The sequence below is a fragment of the Aeromonas sp. 2HA2 genome (genome assembly GCF_029237345.1).
Classification (GTDB): Bacteria; Pseudomonadota; Gammaproteobacteria; order Enterobacterales; family Aeromonadaceae; genus Aeromonas; species Aeromonas salmonicida.
Window position 1 is genome coordinate 1 of the sequence record NZ_JAACGB010000030.1, and the last position, 730, is coordinate 730.

Sequence of the window (730 nt, forward strand, 5' to 3'; positions counted from 1 at the left end):
CGCACCACGAAGCGCTGGGTATGTTTCTGCTTGTAGCGCAGGTATTCGTAGATATCCGCTTCCCGGTCACAGACCGAAATAACGTTCGCCATGGTGCAGCCAAGCCGGGTGGCGAGCGTCTTGGCGGTTTGCTCCCATTTGTAGCTCTCTTTCTCCTCATAGGGGCGGGTCGCGTATTGGGCACGCTGTCCTCGTTTGCTGACATCGCGGGTCCAGATTTGCTGGGCGGCCAAGCCAACCACCTTGCGCTTTTGCGGCGCGAACAGCAGTACGGAGTGAGCCAGCAGGGCGCGGCTGCTGCCCTGATTGGTGTGGCCCAACTCGTCTTTGACGCTGGCATGATTGAACGTGAGGGCGGTGGAGTCTTCCAGCGCCAACAAGAGGGAATGGTCTCTGGCATGGGCGGCGGTGACAGCAAAGCCTGCGTTAGCAATGGCTTCGGCACTGACATGTGAGCTGCGAATGAAGCGGTATGCGCCTTCCCTATCAGCAGGTGAGAGGGGAAGGTGTGACACGCAATCTCCTGGTTGATGAGCAAGGGCAGTGGCGAGGGCAACCAGCCTTCTGGTGCGCCTTGGGTCGTTGAGGTTGGCGTGACCAAACTGTGCCTGCGCCCAGTGCGCCGGTTGAGTGAAGGGCATGTTAGAACCAGGGAAGAGAGCGATGAAAGGTTCAGATCACAGAATGGGAGAGAAGTTCAAAAAAATCCCCAAGCGACGCTTGGGGATTT

The 730-nt window shown here is 58.2% G+C and carries 1 protein-coding gene; it reads right to left on the reverse strand.

Annotation, left to right across the window (positions count from 1 at the left end; all coding sequences use genetic code 11):
• Positions 1–641 (reverse strand): IS4 family transposase (locus GWQ29_RS21205; RefSeq protein WP_275920254.1); only part of this gene is annotated, 641 nt, incomplete at its 3' end.
• Positions 642–730: the final 89 nt, after the last annotated feature.